The organism is Priestia sp. YIM B13486 (assembly GCF_042787865.1).
Lineage (GTDB): Bacteria > Bacillota > Bacilli > Bacillales > Bacillaceae_H > Priestia > Priestia megaterium.
In genome coordinates this window covers 620,379-642,570 of the sequence record NZ_JBHZOZ010000002.1, presented here as the reverse complement: position 1 = coordinate 642,570, position 22,192 = coordinate 620,379, and the positions used below count along the sequence as shown (strand labels likewise).

The following is a 22,192-nucleotide window of genomic DNA, read 5'->3' as shown; positions in this document are numbered from 1 at the left end:
TAATGTTATATATTGTTATATTAAACCGCAAACGTTAACTAGTCAATACATTTATCAGAATATTTAACTTTTTTATCTATATTTGTAGAAATGCGCTCTTCTGTTTCTCCATCAAAGAAATGCACGTAGGTTAAATTCAACGAAAAAGCGCTTTTGTCCCCTGCTTCAAACTCACATAAAAAAGGCACTCGAGCCACAAACGTTTGCTTTTCTAAACTAGCATATAAAATTGTTTCAGCACCTAGTACCTCTATCATATCTAGTGTCGTAGTGAAGCAAAACTCATTGTTCAACTCTCTCTTACTATCCTCTTTATGATATACAATGTGTTCAGGACGCGCACCCATTATGACCTCTTTCTCATTATGACCTTGAGAATGTAAAGCGTGTATTAGAAAATCAGGAAGCTGTATTTTAGTTTCTCCCATTATAAAATAAGTGCCTTGGAGATACCCCCGAAAAAAATTCATTGCGGGTGATCCAATAAAACTGCCTACAAATACATTCCTAGGATGTCTATAAATATCTTGAGGAGTTCCGATCTGTTGAATAATCCCCTCTTTCATAACAACTAGGCGAGTAGCCATTGTCATAGCTTCCACTTGATCATGCGTCACATAGATTGTTGTTGTTTGCAGCCTTTGATGCAGTTTAATAATCTCAGCACGCATCTGTACTCGTAGCTTCGCATCCAAATTAGATAATGGTTCATCCATTAAGAAAACTTTTGCTTCCCGAACAATAGCACGACCTAAAGCAACTCGCTGACGCTGCCCTCCGGATAAAGCTTTTGGCTTTCTATCTAAATATGTTTCTAGACCTAATGTTTTAGCTGCTTCATTTACCCGTCTATCAATTTCGTCTTTCTTTATTTTTTTTACCTTCAAGCCAAATGCCATATTTTCTCGAACAGTCATATGAGGGTAAAGAGCATAATTTTGAAAGACCATAGCAATGTCACGATCTTTTGGAGCTACTTCGTTCATATGATCTCCATCAATGTAAAAATCACCTTTTGAAATCGTTTCTAGACCTGCAATCATTCGCAGCGTAGTAGATTTACCACAGCCTGAAGGTCCAACAAATATAACAAACTCTTTCTCTCCAATCTGAAGGTTAAAATCATTTACGGCGATATTTTTTTTATCATATATTTTATATACTTTATCTAAATGTAACATTGTCATATCACCTCAGCTCCTTATATTTAAAGTTTGAGATACATGATTGCAAGTTACGCGTCTCTTTTTCCTTAATCCTTAATTCTTTCCTCCTTTTTATTTAAATTGTTAACTTGAGACATTAAAGTAACTTAATAACTATACTAATCGAATCTAGTTAGACAGAAAATAAATATGTAAAGGTTGCTAACACAAAACATACAAGCAACCGTTCACCTTCAAAAAAATAAAAACCTTCTCTAAAATAAGAAGGTTTCACATCATAATCTGCATAGAGACTGCCTTTGCCTTATTTCTGAAGATTTTATTACATATCTTCTTTGCCTTGACAGCTTGGACACTCATAAACATGCACAAAATAAAGTCCAATATGGTGGAATCGTTTCCCTAAGCAATCTGGACATGTTCCTGCTTCGCGCATTTGTTCCCGTCGTTTGTCTCGCTGATTAGCTAAGAAATTTACAAATTTCATAAAAAAACCTCCCTCATGTTTTTGACTATAGGTTTTCCTGATGAGAGGTCTTTTATTCGACTAAGTGTATTTATAACAGCACCTGCTTGATTGTGCTTTTAAACTATACTCACGTTTTCCAATAATACAAAAAGGATAGATAGAGCAGTCTTATAACGCTCATCTATCCTTCATTTTTACCCTATATAATGTTTAATGCTATACAGGCGTATCACTATTTCCTAACAGATATCTAATTTTTGATATAGCTATCATATACAAATTATTCTTCTATTTTGTATTTTTCTTTTTTTCGAAGAAACGGCCACCAGTTTCCTTCTCCAAGCGTTACGACAATCGCTGGCATAAGAAGCGGAAGAATGACAAGGCCATAAAGTAAAAGACCAATAATAACAACCGTTGCTACATGAACAAGTGTTAATACACCTGATGGCATCATAGCCCCAAACGTTCCGGCTAAGATAATAGCAGCAGTAATAATAACCGATCCCATCTTACTCATAGACGTAACCATCCCTTCTGCTACGCCGCTTTTTACTTCTTCGTTAAAACGGTCTAACAAGAAAATAGAATAGTCAATTCCAAGGGCAACTAAAATAACAAAACTAAAGAATGGCACGGCCCAGCTGATTCCGTCATTCCCCATTATATCCACGAATAGAAGCTCTGAGATTCCCATTGCTGTATAATACGTAAGCAGCAGTGAAGCAATCATGTATACAGGCATGATCATTGACCGGAATAAAATGGTCAGCACAATAAACAATCCAATCATCATAATAACCATTGTGCGTGAAAGATCCGTTGTAGATAAATCTTTTAAATCCGCATTTGAGCTCGATACCCCTCCGTACACAATTTCTGTATGCTCAAACGGCGTATCAACGACTTCGCTTGCCACCGCTTTTTCAATATTTTTTACGGTTGAAATGGCTTCTTCAGAATATGGATTTTGATCGAGCACTACACTGAGCTTAACTCCTTTTCCATCTGCAAAAGAATAGTTATCGATGGATTGTTTAAACCCTTTATCTTTCATCACTTCTGCTGGAAGGTAAATACCCGTATCTCTAACTGTTGACCTGTCACTCATGTTATCAAGCATATCTGTTGCTTTTGTTAAGCCATCTGAGATCTTAGTCAGTCCGTCATTCGCACTGTTAACGCCTTTTGCTAACTGATTGATACTGTCTGATAACGTTCCAATTTGACCTTGCTGAGCTGAAAGCTTCTCATTTGCTTGTTGGAGACCGGTTTGAATGGTAGTAAGCTGTTTACTGATTGCAACAAGCTGCGGAACCGCTTGCTGCACATTTCCTGTTGTAGAGAGCTGAGTGCTGACAAGCTGCAGCTGTTGATTAATTTGAGCTAATCCATCTGCAGCAGGTGCAAGCGACCCGCCAGATTTCTCTTTAGAAGCAGAACCCGTTTGGTCAGCTATTTGATTTAGCCCTTTTTTAACATCACTTAATCCTTTTTGCACATCTCCGATTCCTTTAACAGCATCTTTGATTCCGTTTGATACAGAGCCTAACTGTGAATTAACATATAAATCATCAATCTTTTCTCCGGTAGGCTGTGTGATAGTCATAACAGAATCCACGTGATCCACTTTTTCAATTGCTTTGCTTATATTTCCTAAATAAGGAATAACATCCTCCTTTGTTAACTCTTTATCTCCTTTAATAATAACATTGACAGGAAACGCTTTTCCTTCTCCCAGTGCATCACTGATAGCATTTAGTCCTTTTATAGATTTATAATCACTGCTTATTTCAGCAGTAGAATCAAACGATACTTTTGAGTCGTACGTTACAATAAAAGGCACGGTAATAATCGCTGTAATGACTAAAAACACGAACGGTCGCGCCACTGCCTTTTTTCCTAAAAAGCCCCACAGCTTATTATCGCTATGAGAAGCCACTTTTTTAGACGGCCAAAATAATTTTTCTCCAAGCGTAACCATAAAAAGTGGAAGCAGAGTAAATAAAATGACTAGCAGTACACCTACGCCCACTGCTACCCCGACAGCCGACTGGAAAATGGCAAACTTGGCAAATCCAATGGCTGCAAATCCAATAAATACGGCAATTCCGCTGATAAATAGCGTTCTTCCTGCTGTACGATAAGCCGTGATCGTGGCCTCTACTTTATCATGTCCGTTTGCCAATTCTTCACGGAAACGATTAAGTAAAAGAATGCAGTAATCCGTACCAATTCCAAATAAAATAGCTACTAAGAACGTTTGCGTGAACGTTGAGATTGGAAAATCGACATTTTTAACTAAAATCCCTAGTAACGATTGACTGATTAAGTATGTGATTCCCACAATTAAAATAGGAATAAACGGCGTCACGACTGAACGGAAAACGAGTAAAAGCAAACCTAAAATCAAAAAGATAGTAATAAACTCGGTTTTCTTTAACCCTTCTTCTGAACTGTGTGCAAAATCCTGATTAATAAGAGATGCACCTGTTACATATGCCGTAGTGTCTTTTGGCACGCTATCATAAATCTGATTCGCTATTTTTTCAACTTTTTCATCCGATCCACTGACAGTAACCGGAACTAAAACAGTTTTTTTGTCTTTAGACATTAATTGATTACGAACATCTTGATCATCTGTTAAAGGCGTTGTGACATCTTTTACACCTTTGATTTTCTCTGTCTTATCAATGATTTTCTGTATTTGTTTCTCACTATCTTTATCTAATGCGTTATCTAACTTGATAACCATGCTGATGGTATTACTATCTTCTCCAGCATTTTTTAGAATTTGGCTGGCTCTAGATGAAACGGCATCGTCAGGAAGCTGAGACTGTCCTTGTTCACTTGCGAGCTTTGTTAAATTTGGTGACGTTAGCATCAATATAACCGTTAAAGCTAAAATAAAGGCCGCAATCACCCATTTAAATTTCACAATAAATTTCATTCTTTGCTTTCCCCTTTTGTAGTTAACTTTTCTTTTGCCATTGTAAGAATTTCAATAAATGTATCTATTTTTTCTTCTTCTACATCATCAAACAAATTCTCAATGATACTAAAACACGCGGCATTTCCGTCATTTATTACCTTTTCTCCTTCAGCCGTAATCTTAATAAGCTTAGAACGTTTATCGCTCTCTAGTTCATTAGTGTCCCACTCCACAAGCCCTTTTTCGAGCAGCTTTTTGATTCGATTCGAAATAGCACTTTTATGAACACCTTGCAAGACAGCAAGACTGCCTGGTGAAGATGGACCTTTAATCATTAAACTATTTAACAAATCAAACTGCTGCCTAGAGACATGTTCGAAGAGGTTATGGCTAAGCTCTCTGTGAATTACTTCTGTTCCTACAAACAGCACTTCTTCAAAAAGTTCTACAGCTTGATATAACTTGCTTTTCGTCACTTCTTTCCCTCCTTTGCTAATTTAGTTTATAGGTATAAACTATTCAACTTTAAAAATAGTTTATAGGACTAAACTTTATTCTGTCAATAAATTTATGTCTGACTGTCTTCATATATGATAAAGATAAACGGAATTCGAAAAGATACCGCTTACATCAGCTTTTTTGGTTGTCAAAGCTCCATCACTTAAGTATTATTAGTAATTGACTTCTTTTCAAGGAGATATAAATTTTATACACAGAAAGGGTGATCACACATGAATACAATGCATGCTAATGAGCAGATCAGTAAGAAAGATTCCTTTCCAATTGCTCTCATCTCGTTAACTCTTGGAGCTTTTGCTATTGGAATGACGGAATTTGTTATTATGGGGATACTGCCTAACGTTGCGGAAGACCTTCATGTTAGCATTTCGACTGCTGGTCAGCTAATTACAAGCTATGCGTTAGGAGTAGCAATCGGCGCGCCAATTTTAACCATTTTTACTCATCGACTTCCTCAAAAGCTTCTGCTTTGTTTACTTATGCTTTTATTTATTCTCGGAAATGCAATTGCTATTATTGCACCCAGCTATGGAATTTTAATGGGAGCTCGTTTAGTTACAGCATTATGTCACGGTACGTTCTTTGGAGTAGGCGCTGTTATTGCTTCACGGCTCGTACAACCTCATAAACGTGCAAGTGCTGTCGCAACGATGATGGCAGGTTTAACCATTGCAAATATCATCGGTGTTCCTGTGGGAACATTCATTGGGCAACACTTAGGCTGGAGAGCTTCGTTTGGGGCTATTACGATCATGGGGATTATTGCATTTATTGGTATTATTCTGTTTATCCCAAAACTTGGTCAAGACAAATTAACGGGTCTAAAACAGCAGTTTGCTGCTTTTACTCAACCAAAACTTCTTGTGATGCTTCTTTTAAGCGCAATAGGATGCGGCAGTTTATTCACTGTATTTACGTACATTACACCGCTTCTTGAAGACGTTACAGGAGTAAGTGAACATAGCGTTACGTGGATACTTGTATTATATGGATGCGGCGTTACGCTCGGAAACGTTGTTGGAGGCAAGCTAGCAGACTGGAAGTTAATGCCTTCAGTTGTAGGTATATTTGCTTTTCTTTGTATTGTGCTGACTATTTTTACGTTTACCGTTAAAAGCCCAGCAGCAGCAATTATCACGCTGTTTTTCTGGGGAGCAGCAGCATTTGCTGTAATGCCTGGTATTCAAGTGAAAATTATGAACTTAGCACAGGAAGCACCTGCTTTAGCTTCTACTTCGAATCACTCGTTTGCTAACTTAGGAAATGCTTTTGGCGCCTTTTTCGGAGGCGTAATTATTAATCATATGGGACTTACTTCACTTCCTTGGGTCGGCGCCATTTTTGTAGGAACGGCTTTTATTATCAGCACTTGTCTTTTTATTGTGGAGACACGCAAAAAACATAGTGAACAATCGTCCTAACTGTCTAACAACCGAACAACAAGTAGAAAAAGAGCCTTTCTTTGCTGAAAGGCTCTTTTTCTACTTTTAACTTGCTTTTTTCATTTCTTTACTTGTTAATCGACTGTGTTTACGAGAATAACCGACATATACAACTATACCAAGCACAATCCATATGCTAAAATACAGCCATGTTGTTTTAGGAAGATTAATCATTAAAAACAAACAAGATAATACAGATAAAATTGGTAAAACCGGGACAAACGGCATTGTAAATCCACGTTTTAAAGTTGGGTGCGTTTTACGTAAAATGATAATGCTGACGCCCACCATGCCGAAAGTTAAAAGAGCTCCGATATTTGCTAAATTCGCAAGTTCTTTTAGATCAATAAACCCTGAAATTAACGCTCCGATAATCCCTACTAGCCAAGTAGAAAGAGTCGGAACTCCCGTTTTCTCATTTGTTTTAGCAAATGCTTTTGGCAGCAAGCCGTCGCGGCTCATTGAGAATAAAATGCGTGTTGCTGCATAAATGTAGGCGAAAATAACAGCCATGATTCCAATGACAGCTCCTGCAGCAATAACCCCTGCCACTGCATTTTGTCCTACTGAATGGAGAACATAGGCCATTGCTTCTGGGACATTCAGTTCCTTGTACGAAACAACTCCGGTCATAACAAGGCATACCGCTACATAAATAATCGTGCAGATCACAAGTGAACTAATAATTCCAATGGGCAAATTGCGCTGCGGATTCTTTACTTCTTCTGCTGATGTAGATAAGGCATCAAAACCTAAGAAAGCAAAAAATACGGCCGCGCCCCCTGTCACAACACCTTCAATTCCATAAGGCATAAAAGGTGTCCAATTAGACGGTTTTACATAAAAAGCTCCTACAATAATAAAAAGAAGGATAATAAACAATTTAACAAGCACCATAAAGTTATTCACTTTTTTACTTTCTTTTGTTCCTCTTGAAAGCAGCCATGTAATAAGAAGCGTAATACAAATAGCAGGAAGGTTCACTAGACCTCCATTTGCAGGGATCGTAATCAATTCTTTTGGCAGCGAAAAACCAAAGCCTTCTAAAAAGTTGTTAAAATAAGAAGACCATCCGTTTGCTACTGCTGACATTGTTAACAAATAGACAGAAAGCAACGTCCATCCCATTAAGTGCGCTACCACTTCGCCGATGGTTGCATATGTATAGGTGTAAACGCTCCCAGATACAGGTATAGTTGAAGCAAATTCCGCATAGCACAGCGCTGCAAAACCGCATACAATAGACGCCAATATAAAAGAAAAAATAACGGCTGGTCCAGCATCGTTAGCAGCTACTAAGCCTGTTAATACTAAAACCCCCGTTCCGATTACGGCTCCAATACCAAGAAGAGTCAAATCGAATGCTCCTAATGTTTTGACTAGAGATTTGTTTTGACTTTGTTCTAATAATTGCTCGATTGACTTCTTTTTAAATAGTTTTCCCATTGCACTCTCTCCTCTCTGTTGCCATTCATCCCTTAAAAAACTTGAAAATAACGTTTTTCCCCATTGGGCTGCGCGTTTTTACTTCAGATATAGAAGTAATTATATAGAAATAATTACTAACTTGTCTATTAGTATACTAATATCATTATATATATTTCAAGAGTTTTTGTAAGCGATTTCTTAATATCGCTCTATTTTGGATTTATAAACTAAATAAAGAGATTATCATTGTGCTTACGTATAATAAGTTTGAATAAAAATAATATTCTGAAAAATTATTTTACATGTTTTTAGATAACTTTTTTCACTAACTATCTTCAGATATAAATTCCTGACATAGAGATTATTTACAGAACGATGAATGTTTTATCTTACCGGGTGTTATAATGATGAAAACTGAAGTGTATGAAGGGCGGAGAAAGATGATTAACTTACTTATTGGCTGTATTTTACTAGCATTAGGAGTATACTTTATGTTTAAATTTCTTTTTTACTCTCCTTCTAAAAAGAAGCGAGATCAGCAAAATATAAACAAACCATCAGGTGAGGCTTCAGCTTCATCCCGTACAAACGATTCGAATGGAATAAGATAAATTTTTTATAAAATACCGGCGTTTGTCTAAGGCAAAAGTTATACTGCTGATATATATTATCTTATACCCTTCTAGTTCAATATTCCCTTCATTTTGGTGTGAGACAAAATGAAGGGAATCACTATCCGACTTAAAAAATCGGATTTTTCTATTTAGTAAGGTAAATAGCTTCAATACACTCTGTTTGAATTCTTTTCTTTATTCAAGTGTACAGCTGCCTCTTCCACACTTACTGTTCCTATATTTTTCTTCCCGTGCTTTCGCATAGCAAGCGATTCATTTTCCACTTCTTTATCTCCTATCACAGCCATATAAGGAACTTTCAGCATTTCTGCTTCTCGAATTTTCAGCCCTATTTTTTCAATGCGATCATCTACTTCAACACGATACCCTTTTAACTCCAGCTCGTGCTTCACTTTATATGCATATTCCACGTGCGGCGGTGCAATAGGCAAAAGCTTAAATTGAACAGGAGCCAACCAAAGAGGAAATTGACCTTCGTAATGTTCAATCAAGATGGCCATAAATCGCTCAACTGATCCGTATATAGCGCGGTGAATCATTACGGGACGATGAGGTTTATTGTCTTCTCCAATATACATACAGTCAAACTTCTCCGGCATTAAGAAATCAAGCTGAACTGTTCCGCACTGCCAGCTGCGACCTAAGGAATCTAAAATATGAAAATCGATTTTCGGCCCATAAAAAGCTCCGTCTCCTTCATTTACCTGATAGTCTAAGCCTTTTTCACTTAACACAGATTGAAGCGACTTTTCTGCTTGGTTCCATGTTTCAATATCTCCCATGAATTTTTCAGGTCGTGTGGATAACTCCACTTTGTAATTGAAGCCAAAATGTGAGTAAAAGTCATGGATAAACGCTAGGATGCGGCTAATCTCAGCTTCAATCTGACTGAGTTCTACGAATAAATGAGCGTCGTCCTGTGTAAATGAACGGACTCTTAGCAATCCGTTTAAAGACCCAGAAAGCTCGTGACGATGAACTAATCCAAGCTCTGCGTATCGAATCGGAAGTTCTCGGTAGCTTCTTCGCTTGCTGTTAAACAATAAAATGGCTCCCGGACAATTCATCGGTTTAATCGCATAGTTTTGTTTGTCAACATTTGAAAAATACATATTCTCATGATAGTGCTCCCAGTGCCCTGATTGTTCCCAGAGCTCCTGTTTCATCATGATGGGTGTTTTTATTTCTTGATAGCCTGCTTTATAATGCTTTTGTTTCCAGTAATTTTCTAACTCATTTCGAATAATCATTCCGTTAGGTAAGAAAAATGGCATACCAGGAGCTTCTTCCATCGACATAAACAGCTCTAGTTCTTGACCTAACTTTTGATGATTTCGCTTTTCTACTTCCACTTGTTTTGACATCTTCATTCCTCCAATATGTTTTTATTCAACAAAAAACCGCACTCATCCCTAGTAAAGGGACGAATGCGGCCGTGGTACCACCCTAATTCCGTAAAATACTTATACGTATTTTACGCTTAAAAAGATAACGGTTTTACCGGTTGCGGTTTCAGTGTATACACATTCCCCGCCGCAGCTCCAAGGTGGTAAATTCATTTCGTTTTCTAAGGGTTCTCAGCCAGTGACCCTACTCTCTGTAAAGAAAATCCAAAAATGATTCATGTCCTTTTCATTGCTTGTATATTCATTTTTTCTACATAAAAAGCCGCACTCATCCCTAGTGAAGGGACGAATGCGGCCGTGGTACCACCCTAATTCCGTGAAATACCTATACGTATTTCACGCTCAAAAAAGATAACGGTTTTACCGATTGCAGTTTCAGTTATGCACGTTCCCTGCAATAGCTCTAAGGTGGTAAATTAGATGATTTCTTAAGGGCTCTCAGCCAGTGACCCTATTCTCTGCGAAGAAAACAGCATCTAATTCGTGTCCTTTTCATTGCCAAATACTGTTTATTAGTTGTTAAAAGCGATTATAGTGTATAAATTTAACAGAAGTCAAGAAGTAATTTTTTATTTTTTTATGGTATAGAATTACTTTATGCTTGAATTCTTGAAAAGTTACTTAAGAATCTACGGACTTAAAAAGTTTTTTATTATACTATTAACGACTACATTTCATTCTTATTTTCATAACAATAAAGGCGAAAAAGAAAGATGCTATAAGTCCTTATTTGTTTTATCTAAGCGGGATTAATGAAGTGAAACCAATACTACCCTAAACCAGAACAAGTAACCTAACACAACCATCATCAGGTTTTCAATTTATATACTAAAATATTAAATACACCTTTTTCTGCTCACGCAAATATCTGACTTGAATCCATAGAAACTATTTTTATCTATCTTTAGACAAAAGCTCATCATGCATGCTTCCACTTTGCGGAAAAATCCGTTTTTTCCTGACTTGTTCTTTAAGAATAACGTCAAGCTGCCGCTGAATTTTCCTTGTTTCATTTGTCGAAAAATACGGGTGAGCCAGATTTACTGTTTCTAACGGATCCTTGGTCAAATTGTACATTTCAATTTGATCAGGAACACGGGTTGTTTTAAGGGTAGTAAAACTCACAGGGTAACCTTCATATTGCTCTCCGTGAATGAATTCATCTTTTTCGTCATCTGCTGACCAAAATTGCAGATTATCATGATAGCGAGCGTATTTCCAAATTTCCTTTCCTGCCGCTGACGAAAACTCGACAATGACCGCTTGAATGTGATTAGGCTGAACAACTGACGGGTAGCTTTCTCCTAAAAAATTTGTTTGGTGAAGTCCTTTTGTCGGGTCATCATCCGTCATGAAGAAAATCGCTGTTTCCTCTTGCTCAGCACACGTTTCTCCTCGAAGTATACCTGACAGGTCTCGCCCAACAAATGGATGTACTTCCGTATGACTTTTTTGTAATTGCTTTTGAATAGCGGAAGCATCTATATTAGCTAAACTAAGCATTGTCGGGATCAAGTCAAGGTGACTAGTCAGTGTGTCTGTACGTTGATAACTAGGAAACAAACGCTTGTTATGAATGAGAAGCGGAACGTGAATAGATTCTTCATACATGTTGTACCATTTTTGATGTAGTCCCCCGTGAGCTCCAAGCAAATCACCGTGATCAGACGTAAAAATAATAATTGTATTTTCATAGAACGAAGATTGTTCCATGGTCCGAAGAACTTTTAAAATTTGTTTATCAACATTTTTTTGCAGCTGATAATACAAGCGCCGGTAGAAGCTAGAATTTGGGGTTGGCTGCAGCGCTTTTGGATAGATGTATTTATAGCTGCTTTGAGCGCTAGGCTTTGTTTGTAAAGGTTCTCTAATGGTAGGTGGCGGATCGATGTTTGGAATCGTCTCATCAATAGAAAACTGAAACATAGGAAGGTGTTTGGTAATCGCTCCGAACAGCGCAATGTCATGCGGGTTCACAAATGAAGCTACCATGAGCCAAGGCTGCGCAGGCGCTTGATGTTCTAATCGTTGAATAAGCTCTATGATTTCCTCTGCATATATTTCGTCTCGTCCGCTCACTCCAATGGCCGCAGATGAACCGGAATTGTGCGGATTTCTCCCTTCCGGTTCCGGACCAATCCACCCTGAAAAACCAAACTTTTCAAGCTTATTAGCCCGTTGATAAAGGCCTTCTTTCTCTGGATCCGGTATTCCTGTTTGCATCTGATAGCTAGAAAAAACGTCATGTGTTCCTGGAATTAAGATGTTCTCATCAGAAATATGCCATTTTCCTTTATAAAAGGTTTGATACCCAGCCTTCTTAAAATACTCTCCCATCGTCGGGACGGTATTAGGCTGCAGCCAAAACATATCAGGATCTTGTGATTTCTTTGCGATACCTTGCGTTTGCGTAACTCCGTGCAAGGAAGGATACTGCCCTGTAAACAATGTAGCTCGACTTGGTGAACAAGCTGTAGAACCGACGTAGTGACGAGTAAACTCCGTTCCATGCTGTTTTAAAAATTCATGTGCTTTTAAATGTTTTTTTCTCCACTTTTTTAGTTCTTTACTTTCATATAAGGGTGGAAATCGCTCCTCGTCCACGATAATCAACAAAAAATTAGGCTGTTTCTGCATGGTTATTCCTCCGCATGTTTATCAAATTTTCTGTATTGATAAACTATGTAAAAAGCACTTTTTTTAGAAGAACGGAGTACGGTTCATGTCTTTTTATACCCACACAAAAAAAGACTTGGAGGATTTCTCTAAGTCTTTCATAACTCGTTTCAATACGATATCCCTTATTTTTTGTAAGCTTTTAGCTGCTGATTTCGTTTATAGGTGCTAATGATACTAGGTATACCTACAATTATACTTATCATAAAACTCCACATCATGTAGCGCCAATCCCCTGTAAAAAGCGCTACTCCCGTAAAAAAACGAGCTGACCAGCAAGAGCTAACCATGAAGCTATCCAAGCAAACATCATATTCTCTTTCACGTTATCACCTCATATTTTTAGTTATGAATGACTTTTTATGTTTTACCATGAAATTCTAATTTTAAAGATTATTCTACTGTTTATTTTATTTACATAACTAAAAAAGCTAATAGCAGCGCGCAGCTAGCCATTAGCTTTTTTATTATTTTGCAAATACATGATTTCCTATTTTAATTGTTTCTTGTTTTTGGCGCAGCCATTGATCTCCCGTTTTATCAGGATTAAAGAAGAATAATGAACCTTTTCCTTGACCTTGGAAGTTAATTGCTTCTTCTACAGCTTTTTTTGAATCTTTGTCTGCAGGTTTATTAATTTGACCGTTGCTGACCGGACTATACTGACCTTTTTGATAAATAACGCCTTTTACAGTGTCTGGGAATTTGCTGCTGTCGACTCTATTTAATACAACTGTCGCCACGGCTACTTTGCCTGCATAAGGCTCTCCTTTGGCTTCAGCTGATACAAGACGAGCTAATAATTCTTTATTATTTTTATTTACTTGAACGTGCTGTTCATGAGCGGGCGCTGCTGCAAATGCTGAGTAACCTGCACCAAAACTTGGGATAAGCATTGCTATAGCAATCACTAGTTTCTTTATCATAAAAATAAAAAGCCTCCTTGCTATTTCTTGACGTGGTTCATATGCTAGCAGAAATATAGGAGTCTTTCATTGCAAAAAATTATCCAGTTCCAAAAAAAATTGTATATTATCGTATTTTTTTAACTATTTTTCAGCATATAAAAATATAACTTTACTGATTAAATATGAGTTGCATTTCATTCTTTAGTGGTTTATGATATAAAAATATAAATAGTAATGATTACGATTTTCAAGAAGGACTTTAAGAAAGGATTGATTATTTGGCTAAAAAATCAAAAATAGCAAAAGAAAAGCACCGACAAGCACTTGTCGAAAAATATGCTGAGTTAAGAAAACAGTTAAAGGAACAAGGAAATTATAATGAACTACGAAAGCTTCCTAGAGACTCTTCTTCTACTCGCTTGCATAATCGCTGTGAAGTAACGGGAAGACCTCGTGGATATTTACGTAAATTTAAGCTTTCGCGAATTGCATTTAGAGAACTCGCTCACAAGGGACAGCTTCCTGGGGTGAAAAAATCAAGCTGGTAAAATTCTAATGAGGTAAAGGGCCCTCTTTGCTAAAAAGGAATCAGTATACGTCATAAATCGTAATCATTACTTTTAATAGGAGGGATCAACATGGCTACATGGAACTTAGGTACAACGAAACATCACGTTCTCATTTGCAATGGAAGTAGCTGCAATCGAGCTGGAGCCGAAGAAGTTACACAAGCGATTCGAACTGAGATAGCTAATCAAGAGATGGACGAATACATACATACGACTCGCACTCGATGTAATGGAAGATGCCATGATAAATGCGTCGTCATTTCCTACCCAGACGGTATTTGGTATAAAGATATGAAACCTGATGATGCACAAGAGCTTATTAACTCTCTAAAGGCAGATCAACTTTTTGTCCAAAAAACAAGCCATACTTTTTGCGGAGAAGGTTTCCAGCGAACAGAAGGTACTATTAAAGGTATCTCAAAACAAAAAGAAACCGTCATCAAAGTATCTAAAAAACTTTAATTTACAACGGTGAAATCCTGGTCTTTATAAAGTTAACCAACTAAAAGAGAAACATCATTAAAAATGTCTATTTGTTTTCTCTAATGTGCCTATCGCTTAATCTAAACAAAAAAACCGGCCCTAGCAACCGGGTCGGCTTTTTTTACCTCTAAACCTTTAAGAAATTAGATTTTTTCTGTTTCACATATAAAATCTGAACTGTATACTTTCTTGACTACTGACGAAAGAATATCAATTCCTTTCTTTAACTCCTCATCTGTAGCAGTAAGACTTATGCGAATGCACTCCTGGTTGTGAGGACAAGACCGGTTGCCGTGAAAGAATGATCCGCCTGGTACTACAATCAAGTTTTCTGCTTTTAATTTATTGTATAGATCGTTATCACTGAAAGGCAAACCTTCTAACCAAAGCCAACCAAACAACGAACCTTCCGCTTTATGTAAATACCAAGGAATATCATCCGGCATATGTGTAGTTAAAAGATTTTTTAAATAGTCATGTTTTTGTTTATAATGAGTTCTTATATAGTTAGCTGAAATTTCAGGTAACTTTCCGTTCTTTAAGGTGTTAACCACCATCCGCTGACCTAACCTAGAAGAGTGAATCAAAATATTTGATTGAAATGCTTCCATTACTTTTATGAAGTCACTTTTTCCTATAGCAATTCCTATTCTCTCTCCAGGCAATCCGGCTTTAGAAAGACTCATGCAGTGAATGATGTTGTCATGTATAATTGGATTCATTTCAACAAAGTTCATAGCCGGAAAAGGAGGTGCGTACGCTGAATCAATTAGCAATGGAATGTGATAGTCCTTGCATACTTGGGATATAAAGTATACGGCTTCTTTTGAAAGAATGTTGCCGCTTGGATTATTAGGTCTTGATAATACGACAGCTCCGATATCTGGGTCCTGTGCTATTTTATCTTTGAATGCCTGTTTGTTAAATTCATAACGAAACGTATGATGATCAAGCTTTGAGACGATAGGAGGAATTCCTTCTATTGTAGCTTCCTCTAGTGCCACTCCGCTGTACCCAGCGTAATCCGGCAGCATAGGTATTAATGCTTTTTTAACTCTTCCTTCTTTACTTGTACCGCAAAATGAATTTATAGCTAAAAAAAACAGATTTTGACTTCCTGAAGTAATCAAGACTTGTTCTCTGTCCAGCTCAATACGATAATTCCTAAAGAAGTACTCTCTTATGCAATCAATTAATTCATGCGTACCGTAACTAGAACCATATTGGCTAATCAAATTCTTTAGTTGTTTGTCGTTCACAATATCTCTTAAAGCTTTTTCCCACATTTCATAAACTTGAGGGAGTATGGCAGGATTGCCAGCGCTTAAATTCACATATTGATTGAGATCAGAATTCAGCACTTCTTGGATGTCATGCATAATAGCGCGAACGCCTACTTTATTAGTCATTTTGTTTCCTATTTTACTTAAATGCAAAGCATTCATTAGTGCATCTTCTCCTTAGAGATTATGGTCATCGAATAGTAAGTATGGAACTTCAATCTTTTTATTTTGCTGATTAATAAAGTACTTGTCCGGAATAGTAAATTTATCACCGTTCTCACTAGGCAATAAGTATTTTTGAACATAATGTTCAGCTTTTTCTTTATAGTCAGAGTCACTTTGAACCGTTTCAAGTTCTTCAATTTCTTTTACTAAAAGATCCAGTTCTTTTAAGCATATGTCTAAATCTAAATAAGCATGGTCTCCTTTTCGGGATATTGAATGCCCATTTGCAACTAACCAGCTAAAAAGAAAAAATCCTGTTCCAGAATCAAAGTTTCGGGGTGCATTATGCTGGATAGGGTATCTTAAAAGTCGTTCAAAGAGAACAAATTCTGTTATCTCTTCCCAAAAAGGATATTTTCTTTTATGAAGAGTCAGCACAGTCTGACAGTCTACTTTAACTTCTTCCAGTATGCCTGCAAAAAAATTCATTTTTGCCTGTATATGTTGATCAAAAGGTTTATTTCCGCAGTGATGGTAATAATCATGCAGATATCCCCAGATTACCCTTGCCTGATAGGTGTCTTCTCTATTCATAGTATGAGATTTAAAGTTAAAATCAGGAAAGATAGAATACGCTCTTTTTAATGTATCATCATTGTATATGCTGTGAAATTTATTAAAGAAAAATATCGCGAAGTTTTGACTTGTTACCTTTTCTTTTGTTTTTACATTCTCAGGGAAAAATACAATACACTTCCCTTCCATAAATCCTTGAGTACCAGCCAACAGCTTTAAAGATTCACACCCATTTTTAGGATGAGGAAGGTCTGCTTCGATGGATTTCATGATTTCAGGTTCATCGCGCACAGCGATAAAGGCTTCTAAATAAAATCCTCTTTTTGTAGGGCCATTAGGCGTTACAATCGGTCCTAAAAAGAACGTCGCCTCCCCGTTTGCAGGCGGGCTATAAGCAATTAGCGTTTGATCAAAATAAGGAGCTTGATCGAGTCCTCTTTCAATCCAATCACATACGTCATTTTTTAATGCATTCCATACTTCAGTTAAATTTAAAGAGTTATATATTGTTTCAGTTTCAGCAACTACTTTTAATAAGAGCTCTCTAGCTTTTTCGTAATTTCTTTTGACCTCTCCATTTGGGCCCTGATATTTTCTTATCTCATATAGAGAAGGTACTATTTTATCGTTTAATAACTCCACTAAACTTTGAGTATGATTTTTTGTTAACATGATTAAAACCCTCCTTTTTTAGAACAGCTACTTAGCAGAAATATTTTTAGATGATTTAAGAGTAGAATTATTTGTGTTTTTCTCTATTTGCTTTTTCAAGTTAATAAATATAACCCCTGCTATTACAAACGCTGTACCTATATAGACCTGTTTGTTTAATGTTTCACCTAAAAAGACAAATCCTACATATAAGGCGATAACCGGTGAAATAAATAAATGCGCCGTTGCTTTTGATATATGCCATTTTTTTAATAAATAAATATTAATAGAAAACCCCACGACCGACCCTATAATGGCCAAGTATAATAATGAGATAAGACTAATCCCAGAGAAAGTGCGGTTTCCATTTTCTACAAATAGACTAACAATCAGTAAACAAGCGCCTCCACTTAGCATCGAAAAAGAATTAAAGGTCATAATAGGCAAGGATTTTATGCGAGATTGAACTTGAACAGTTATAAAAGCAGAACCTAGCATAGCCATTAAAATGACGATCATGGCTACTATTTGAATCACATTTCCCTGTATAAACAGCTGATTTCCAAATACAACGCTCATACCAATTAAGCACATGACTACACCTAGCTTTTGTCCTTTTGTAGCGGGTGTTCCTTTAAATAAGCGATTAAATAAAAGAGCAAACACTGAAATGCTGGCAGCTAAAACGGAAACAAGCCCGCTTGGCAAATAAACGGATGCCCAATAAACAGAACCAAACGGTAGAGCAAAGTACAAAATTCCGTTTAATGCTGAAATGATTACTACTTCTTTTGAAACGGCCATTTTTTTTGTGAGTAAGAGGTAGAGGGCAATTATTAAACTAGCAATTAAAAACCTCATACCTGCTGACCATAGAGGCAAGCTATCCTTTAATCCAGTCTTTTGAAAAGCCCATGTCGTTCCCCCGATGACGGCTAATAGACAGAACAAAAGATGTACATGAATACGGGTTAATTTAGAAATCACTGTTTCACCTTATTTCTTTTTTAAAGTTAAGCCTATTTTCTTCCGTGGAGCGTAAAACACATCGGCACTTCTCCAAAATCTTTTAAAACTGTTAACCCCTGCTCGTTAGCGGCTTTACTCGTTGTAATACATGCGTCTACCTTTCCTTCTAAGCAATCAATCGCCGCTTGAGCATTACTATTTACTAACTGAACATTGGGACTCATGGAATGAGCTAAATCAACAGGGGCAGGATGTGAAGCAATTAACAGGTTATTGGTTGTTATCACCTCTTCTTTTGAGGCAAGCACCATGTTATACGTTGGCATAATAAAGCTATCTACTAGCTCTAAACTAGTTAAATTTTTGAACACAATATCATGTAAGTAAGGATATACTGCGCAGCCTAGAAGAGCAGAACTCTCTGTTTCTTTCACATGAACTAAAGCTTCTTCCAACGTTTGATGCAAAAAGACCTGACCTTGTATGCTTTGGCGTTCGAACCACAGATAGCCTGCTTTTTCACAATTTGTTCCTTCAGGCCCTAAGGTATGGATAATGCTAATTTTTTGAAGCTGCTTATTTTTCTTACTAGACGACTCTGCAACTATCATAGCCTTTGATACCCCCTATGCGTTTACTTTATTTTTATAAACGATTTTTACTTTGTTATCTAAATAGCTGTAATACTGCTCACAGTCGGAATAAGAGTCATGAGTGGTTAAAATAAATCCAGGGTACCCTGAAAAGTGCGGATATGGTAAAATGTCTGTCCCTTCAGTTATAAATTGAATAACTCTTTTTACTTCAGTATCTCTGCGCACGTCTTCTAAGCCTCGAATTTCTTTAAAAATCCCATGGCCTTGCACAGGGATAATGTAGTTGCCCACCACTTTCTTTCGTTTTCTTTCATTTTTTAATACAGGAGGTTTTAACCCTAATACATAGTAAAAAACTAGCTCCATATAGTTAATACCTGTACTTTCCTTTACGATATAATGAGAAATCCCAGATCCTCCAATGCGCGCTCCTATTTCAATTACATAAGGTTTTCCTGCTGGGTCCAGGCGTAATTCAATATGAGCCGGGCCATTCTCAATTCCTAAAGCATTTGTTGCTCTAGCTGCTTCTTGTGCAATAGATTGCCAAACGTTTTCTTCTAGCTGAGCTGGAGCTATGTAAACACCTTCTTCAAAGAAAGGTCCTTTGGAATTTCCTTTATAACCTATAGAAAGTACATAAACTTCTCCTTCTACAGAAAACGTTTCAATAGCAAACTCTGGTCCGTCTATAAATTGTTCAATTACCATGCCCGTTTTATTTTTTGTGAATTTGCTTAGGTCTTCTTCATTTACGCGTCTCACTTTTTCTATGCTGTCAATCAGTTCCTTTTTATTATTCGCTCGTGATACACCTTGACTGGAAAATCCGTTAGAAGGTTTTACTACGACAGGATAAGGCAGTGAAAGATTCTTTAATTCCTCCGTATTTTCAACCTCTTTAAAATACGGAGTGTTAAGATCATTATCTTTTAAAACCTCTCTCATCTTCTGCTTGTTTCGACAGTTACTAATCACAAACGGTGATAAGCCCGGTAAGTTTAACTCTTCTGTCAGCTGAGATACAACCTCTAATGCAGGCTCATATAATGTCATAATGCCGTCAAAAGGATTTTTGTGATGCTCTGCTTTAATAATCTCAAGAGTTTTGTCTGGGGTGTGAAATAAATCAATGGGTATGAAATTTTGTACGTTTTTAAGATGCTTAGGTTCTACTTCTTCTTGGTTATAAAAAAACGTCAATTTAATTCCGAGAGCTTCTGCTTCTTCAAAAATAAACGGTAAATATGTATTTTGTAACACAACTGCTAGATGCTTATTTTGTAACGGCATTTACTTCCCCCCTACTTTTAAACAGCTCTTCACTGTTCGATGACTAAATTCTAATGACCGCTTCATATATTTGTCAATTTAATTTTATATAACATTAGGAATATATAGAATATTTAATATATTAGTAAAAAGTAAAGAAAAGAATGGGTTTATAGAGTTAATACTAAATCGAAACTAAAAGCAGAAATTTTGCTATTTGATTATAAAGATATTGTTTAAAAAATTTAATGAGAATTTTTCTATAAAAAAGAAAGGTCGACATAGATTCAACCTTTCTTTTTTATATTTTTTATTAAAATAGATACTTATCATTTACAAAATAAGTTTTCTTTATCAGCTATTTCTTTAACGGTTTGAGGATCTAACTCAACACGCAAAAAAGATAGCGGTTCTTTCCATTCGCAAGTGCTGTCAGCTCCAGCAGGAATAAAGTTAATATCATTTTTAAAAGCTACTCCTCCATGAAAGCTGTCTGCTACTGTTTCTTGAATCACAACAGGCTTAGTGGTACGGTGAAGAAGGAGCAAATGTTTATCCAACGTTTCACGTGCTTGTTGAGGCTGCACGTTTTCTGCTTTTATAATTTGAACATTTTCTTGTTTTTGACTCAAGATGTCCTTTGAGTTAAACTTCACTTCTTTCATATTGCGCTCCTTTTTCATAGATATATCCATTTTTCACTTTCTTGTTTGAATTTATGTGAACCCTTTTTGTTTACTATAACGAAAGAGAAAATAAAAAGAAAAAGAAGTGAACTTATAATTTACTTCTTTTTTTGACGTAGCATTTATTTCATAGTCTGCAAATGATTATTAGTTTTTTGTTTTGCATCACGCTGAACGAAAAAAATAATGCAAAGCGCCAAAAGATATAAACATGCAAAAGCTGTTATGTACCAAAGTGCTGAGGTAATTCCGCTTACGTCCATAGTAAAGCCAATAAGTGCAGGAAAAATAGCTCCTCCAAGCCCTGAAAAACCAGTAATTAAACTTGTTACAATACGAGCAGATCCAGTAAACGTATGATTAGCATATACCATCGTTATCGAATAGATACCTGACATGGCAAGCCCTAAAAATCCTAATAAAATATAGCCTGCTACTGCTTCTTTTAACACAATAAACAGCACTAAACTCACAATTGTTCCTCCAATGCTGCCAAAAAGATAACGTTCATATGTAACGATTCGAATAATCCATCCAGTAGCCACTCGTCCTATTAGCATAGCCACCCAAAAAACGCTTATGCTCAAAGTAGCCTGTGACGGGATTACATCTAGATACGCGATAAAAATAGACGAAAGAAAATTATTCATACTGCTTTCTACTCCGGCGTACATAAAAATCATCACACTAAAAAGAGCAAGTATTTTCCATCTATGTTTTTTAGCAAGCACAGGCGCAGGTTCTGAGTTGGCGTCTGAAGCATCACTTTCTGAAGTTAAAACAGTCTCTTTTTTAAAAGAAATCATTTTACAGACCACAACCATTAGTAAAGCTAGTACACTCGTTATAAAAAATGAAAACCTCCAGCTGTTCTGTGAAATCAATAAGCTAGCTACTAACGGCATCAACAGCGCACCTAGACCAAATGATACTTCTAAATAGCTCATAACAATAGCTCTTCTACCGATAAATACTTCCATCATTAAAGTAGCTACAACTACTTCCAATGCGGCTACACCAATACCGTTTAAAAAATTGAATGCAATAATCCACTCAAATGGAGGCAATAAAAGCATACCTATTTGTGATAACGCTATCATTAGTGCGGAAACTGTAAGTAAATTCATTTCTCTAAAGCGTCCTAATAGAAAAGAAGATAGCGGAACTCCTATCAAAAATCCTAAAGAACCTAATAATACAAGCTGTCCGCCAACTGTATAGGACACATGATAATGTGTTAACAATTGCGGTAAGACGGACCCTACAGCTGTAATGACTAATCCGCCCAGCAAATAAAGCGCATATGAAGCTAGCGCAAACTTTTTCATCTTCCCACTCCCTTAAATTCTCTAAAACTTTCT

General features: G+C 36.7%; 19 protein-coding genes and 2 other annotated features. Of the genes, 4 read left to right on the top strand and 15 right to left on the bottom strand.

Annotation, left to right across the window (positions count from 1 at the left end; all coding sequences use genetic code 11):
- Positions 1–38 precede the first annotated feature (38 nt).
- The 4 genes from ACFX4G_RS07405 to ACFX4G_RS07390 all read right to left on the bottom strand — a co-directional run bounded on the left by ACFX4G_RS07405 (position 39) and on the right by ACFX4G_RS07390 (position 5,043).
- Positions 39–1,187: an ABC transporter ATP-binding protein gene (locus ACFX4G_RS07405; protein WP_377573640.1), complete on the bottom strand. Its 1,149-nt coding sequence runs from the start codon at positions 1,185–1,187 to the stop codon at positions 39–41.
- Between the two features lie 301 nt (positions 1,188–1,488).
- Positions 1,489–1,653 carry a hypothetical protein gene (locus tag ACFX4G_RS07400; protein ID WP_016764155.1) on the bottom strand — a complete coding sequence of 55 codons (165 nt, stop codon included), beginning with the start codon at positions 1,651–1,653 and terminating at the stop codon, positions 1,489–1,491.
- A 262-nt stretch (positions 1,654–1,915) separates the two neighbouring features.
- On the bottom strand, positions 1,916–4,585 hold the full coding sequence (locus tag ACFX4G_RS07395) for an MMPL family transporter (RefSeq protein WP_377573637.1): 2,670 nt from the start codon (positions 4,583–4,585) through the stop codon (positions 1,916–1,918).
- Positions 4,582–5,043 (bottom strand): MarR family winged helix-turn-helix transcriptional regulator, encoded by a 462-nt coding sequence (locus tag ACFX4G_RS07390; RefSeq protein ID WP_028408494.1) that lies wholly within the window; start codon positions 5,041–5,043, stop codon positions 4,582–4,584. The genes ACFX4G_RS07395 and ACFX4G_RS07390 overlap by 4 nt, the downstream gene beginning before the upstream one ends.
- 255 nt (positions 5,044–5,298) lie before the next feature.
- Between ACFX4G_RS07390 and ACFX4G_RS07385 the strand changes: the two genes are divergently transcribed.
- Positions 5,299–6,507 (top strand): MFS transporter, encoded by a 1,209-nt coding sequence (locus ACFX4G_RS07385; RefSeq protein WP_043982521.1) that lies wholly within the window; start codon positions 5,299–5,301, stop codon positions 6,505–6,507.
- A 66-nt stretch (positions 6,508–6,573) separates the two neighbouring features.
- Here the strand turns inward: ACFX4G_RS07385 and ACFX4G_RS07380 are convergent, their stop codons facing one another.
- Entirely contained in the window at positions 6,574–7,974 is a 1,401-nt protein-coding gene (locus ACFX4G_RS07380; RefSeq protein ID WP_050688893.1) for an amino acid permease, read from the bottom strand.
- A 389-nt stretch (positions 7,975–8,363) separates the two neighbouring features.
- Here ACFX4G_RS07380 and ACFX4G_RS07375 point away from each other — a divergent pair, with 389 nt between their 5' ends.
- On the top strand, positions 8,364–8,567 hold the full coding sequence (locus ACFX4G_RS07375) for a hypothetical protein (protein ID WP_243405956.1): 204 nt from the start codon (positions 8,364–8,366) through the stop codon (positions 8,565–8,567).
- Between the two features lie 170 nt (positions 8,568–8,737).
- Here the strand turns inward: ACFX4G_RS07375 and thrS are convergent, their stop codons facing one another.
- The 3 genes from thrS to ACFX4G_RS07360 form a co-directional block, all read right to left on the bottom strand.
- The gene (thrS, locus tag ACFX4G_RS07370; RefSeq protein WP_377573632.1) at positions 8,738–9,955 is read right to left on the bottom strand and encodes a threonine--tRNA ligase; all 1,218 of its coding nucleotides are present in this window, start codon (positions 9,953–9,955) and stop codon (positions 8,738–8,740) included.
- 52 nt (positions 9,956–10,007) lie between these two features.
- Positions 10,008–10,236, bottom strand: a binding site (T-box leader).
- Positions 10,237–10,275: 39 nt separating this feature from the next.
- Positions 10,276–10,502, bottom strand: a binding site (T-box leader).
- 389 nt (positions 10,503–10,891) lie between these two features.
- Positions 10,892–12,634 (bottom strand): sulfatase family protein, encoded by a 1,743-nt coding sequence (locus ACFX4G_RS07365; protein ID WP_377573629.1) that lies wholly within the window; start codon positions 12,632–12,634, stop codon positions 10,892–10,894.
- A 506-nt stretch (positions 12,635–13,140) separates the two neighbouring features.
- Positions 13,141–13,599, bottom strand: a complete 459-nt coding sequence (locus ACFX4G_RS07360) for a cell wall hydrolase (RefSeq protein ID WP_377573626.1) — start codon at positions 13,597–13,599, stop codon at positions 13,141–13,143.
- 260 nt (positions 13,600–13,859) lie between these two features.
- Between ACFX4G_RS07360 and rpsN the strand changes: the two genes are divergently transcribed.
- Together rpsN and ACFX4G_RS07350 are read left to right on the top strand one after the other, a co-directional pair.
- The gene (rpsN, locus tag ACFX4G_RS07355; RefSeq protein WP_047750950.1) at positions 13,860–14,129 is read left to right on the top strand and encodes a 30S ribosomal protein S14; all 270 of its coding nucleotides are present in this window, start codon (positions 13,860–13,862) and stop codon (positions 14,127–14,129) included.
- 90 nt (positions 14,130–14,219) lie between these two features.
- Positions 14,220–14,612: a (2Fe-2S) ferredoxin domain-containing protein gene (locus tag ACFX4G_RS07350; RefSeq protein WP_377573623.1), complete on the top strand. Its 393-nt coding sequence runs from the start codon at positions 14,220–14,222 to the stop codon at positions 14,610–14,612.
- A 164-nt stretch (positions 14,613–14,776) separates the two neighbouring features.
- Here the strand turns inward: ACFX4G_RS07350 and ACFX4G_RS07345 are convergent, their stop codons facing one another.
- From ACFX4G_RS07345 to ACFX4G_RS07315, 7 genes are all read right to left on the bottom strand, one after another.
- Entirely contained in the window at positions 14,777–16,078 is a 1,302-nt protein-coding gene (locus ACFX4G_RS07345; protein WP_377573620.1) for a valine--pyruvate transaminase, read from the bottom strand.
- A gap of 15 nt (positions 16,079–16,093) precedes the next feature.
- Positions 16,094–17,329 (bottom strand): DUF6421 family protein, encoded by a 1,236-nt coding sequence (locus ACFX4G_RS07340; protein ID WP_377573617.1) that lies wholly within the window; start codon positions 17,327–17,329, stop codon positions 16,094–16,096.
- 27 nt (positions 17,330–17,356) lie between these two features.
- The gene (locus ACFX4G_RS07335) at positions 17,357–18,295 is read right to left on the bottom strand and encodes a DMT family transporter (protein WP_016764143.1); all 939 of its coding nucleotides are present in this window, start codon (positions 18,293–18,295) and stop codon (positions 17,357–17,359) included.
- Between the two features lie 32 nt (positions 18,296–18,327).
- Positions 18,328–18,888 carry a type 2 periplasmic-binding domain-containing protein gene (locus ACFX4G_RS07330; protein ID WP_377573615.1) on the bottom strand — a complete coding sequence of 187 codons (561 nt, stop codon included), beginning with the start codon at positions 18,886–18,888 and terminating at the stop codon, positions 18,328–18,330.
- Between the two features lie 15 nt (positions 18,889–18,903).
- On the bottom strand, positions 18,904–20,166 hold the full coding sequence (locus tag ACFX4G_RS07325) for an ATP-grasp domain-containing protein (RefSeq protein WP_377573612.1): 1,263 nt from the start codon (positions 20,164–20,166) through the stop codon (positions 18,904–18,906).
- 308 nt (positions 20,167–20,474) lie between these two features.
- Positions 20,475–20,810 (bottom strand): hypothetical protein, encoded by a 336-nt coding sequence (locus ACFX4G_RS07320; protein WP_377573609.1) that lies wholly within the window; start codon positions 20,808–20,810, stop codon positions 20,475–20,477.
- 143 nt (positions 20,811–20,953) lie between these two features.
- The gene (locus ACFX4G_RS07315; protein WP_097823398.1) at positions 20,954–22,159 is read right to left on the bottom strand and encodes an MFS transporter; all 1,206 of its coding nucleotides are present in this window, start codon (positions 22,157–22,159) and stop codon (positions 20,954–20,956) included.
- Positions 22,160–22,192 lie beyond the last annotated feature (33 nt).